The sequence below is a fragment of the Frankia sp. CgJB1 genome (assembly GCF_977947065.1).
Window position 1 is genome coordinate 1 of sequence record NZ_CDWTNB010000289.1, and the last position, 2,628, is coordinate 2,628.

A 2,628-nucleotide genomic window follows, 5' to 3' on the forward strand; every position below is an offset into this window, starting at 1 on the left:
CTGCGGCACCGGGCCGCCGCCGCGCTGCCCGACTTCATGGTCCCGGCCGCGGTCGTCGCGTTGGACGCGCTGCCGCTGACCGGCAACGGGAAGCTCGACCGAGCCGCCCTGCCGGCTCCCGGCCTGACCACCGCGACTTCGGGACGGTCGGGCGCCACCGACCTGGAGCGGACGCTGTGCGCGGTGTTCGCCGCCGTGCTCGGCGCCGACCGGGTCGGCGCCGACGACGACTTCCTCGCCCTCGGCGGCGACAGCATCATCGCGATCCAGCTGGTCAACCGGGCCCGCCGCGAAGGCGTCGGGCTCATCCCGCGCGAGGTCTTCGTCCAACGGACGCCGGCCGCGCTGGCGGCGCTCGTCGCCGGCCGCGCCACGGCCGAGACCGTCGAGACCCGCGAGACCCGCGAGACCTCGCCCGCCCCGGAGACCTCGCCCGCCCCGGCCGGCCCGCCGGCGCTGGTCAGCGGGGCCGCCGGGCCGGGCGCGGCGGCGACCGGGGTGCTTACACCCCCGCCGATCGTCGCCCGGCTCGCCGACTGGGGCGGTGAGATCCGGCGGTTCAACCAGGCGTTCGTGGCCCGGACGCCGGCCGGCGCCGACGAGGCGACCCTACGGGCCGCGCTCGGCGCGCTGGTCGCGCACCACGACGCCCTGCGGGCCCGGCTGCTGCGGCCCGCGCCGAGCGTGTGGCTGCTCCAGATCGACCCGGCCGGCGACGGCCCGACCGACCCCGAGCTCCTGACCCGGATCGATGTCGCCGGGCTCGGCCCGGCCGCGCTGCGCGCGATGATCGCCGCTGCCTCCGGTTCGGCCGCCGGGCGCCTCGACCCCGACACCGGGACGACGTTGCGCGCGGTCTGGCTCGACGCCGGTCCCACCGAACCGGGCCGGCTGGTGATGGTGGCCCACCACCTCGTCGTGGACGGCGTGTCCTGGCGGATCCTGCTGGCCGACCTCGAGGCGGCCTACGCGGCGGCCCGGGCTGGCCGGCGGCCGGCGCTCGAGCCGGTCGGCACCTCACTGCGCGCCTTCAGCCAGGTGGTCGCCGAACACGCGACCGCCCCGGCCCGCCTCGGCGAGCTGGCCTACTGGCTGGAGACGCTCGCCCCGGGCGCGCGTCCCTTCCCCGAGCCGCCCGGACCGGTCGCCGAAGCCGCCGGGCCCCCGCTCGGCCCAGCGGCCGTCGGCACTGTGGCCGACACCGGGCGACTGGTCGTCGAGCTGCCGGCGGCGGCCACGACCGCCCTGCTCACCGGCGTCCCGGCGGCGACCGGCGCCGAGGTCACCGACGTCCTGCTGGCCGGCTTGCGCATGGCGATCCGGTCCGCCCCGGCGGACGGCGACGGCGACCTCCTGGTCGATCTCGAGCGCCACGGCCGCGAGGAGATCGCCCCCGGACTGGACCTCGCCCGCACCGTCGGCTGGTTCACCAGCATCGCGCCGGTCCGGCTCGCGCCGCCCCGGGCCGGCGCCGGCGCGACGCTGACCGAGGTGACGGCCCGCCTGCGGGCCACGCCCGAGCGCGGCATCGGCTTCGGCCTGCTCCGCTACGCCAACCCGCTCGCCGGCCCGGCCCTGGCCCGGGCCGGACAGCCCCAGGTGCTGTTCAACTACCTCGGTCGCTTCGGCGCCGACCGCCGGGCCGACTGGGGGCCGGCCGAGGAGTTCGACGCGCTGGCCGCCGAGCCCGACCCCGGCCTGGGCGTCGGTTATCCGCTGACCATCGATGTGGTCAGCGTCGAGACCGCCCAGACGTCCCCGGCCGGCGCCGGGCCGGTGCTGCGCGCGACGCTCACCTACCTGACCACCGTGCTGGCGGCGGACGAGGCCGCGCGCATCGCCGACGGCTTCCTCGACGCGCTGGGGGAGCTGGCCTCGCTGGCGCCGGCCGGCGGTCCCGGTCTCGGTCCCGGTCCCGGCCCCGCCGCGCTCGGCCAGCCGGTCGAGCTCATCGCGCTCCCGCCGGCCGAGGCGGACCGGATCGCGCGTACCTTCCCGGCGCCGGTCGAGGACGTCTGGCCGCTCTCGTCGCTCCAGGAGGGCCTGTACTTCCACTCGGCGCTCGACGCGACCAGCGACGCCTACACCGCCCAGTTCTCGTTGGACTTCGACCATCGGCTCGACGCCGGCCGGCTGCGCCGGGCCTGCGCGACCTTCATGGCCCGCAACCCGACCCTGCGCGCCGGCTTCCTCAGCGACGGCCTGTCCCGCCCGGCGCAGGTCATCGCGCGCGACCTGCCCGCCCCGGTCGAGGAGATCGATCTGTCCGGACTGGCCGAGCCCGAGCGGTCGGCGGCGGCCGAGCGGATCGCCGCCGCCGACCGGGCCCGCCCGTTCGACGTGGCGCGGCCGCCACTGTTCCGGCTGATCCTGATCCACCTGGCCGAGGGGCGGTCCCGGCTGGTGATCAACCGCCAGGTGCTGCTGTGGGACGGCTGGTCGGGCGCGCTCGTCGTCGAGGGCCTGCTCGAGCTGTACACCGCCGGGGGCGGCGAGCCGGGGACTGAGTGGGCGGAAGAGCCGGCGTCGACCCCGCCCGCGTCGCGCGGTTCGTACCGCGACTACCTGCTCTGGCTGCGCGAGCGGGACACCGCCGCCGCCGAGCGGGCCTGGCGCTCGGCCCTGGCC

The 2,628-nt window shown here is 77.9% G+C and carries 1 protein-coding gene; it reads left to right on the forward strand.

The window, feature by feature from the left end; genetic code table 11:
- On the forward strand, positions 1 to 2,628 hold a 2,628-nt coding region (locus AC08OT_RS19970), incomplete at both ends, for a condensation domain-containing protein (RefSeq protein WP_476603202.1).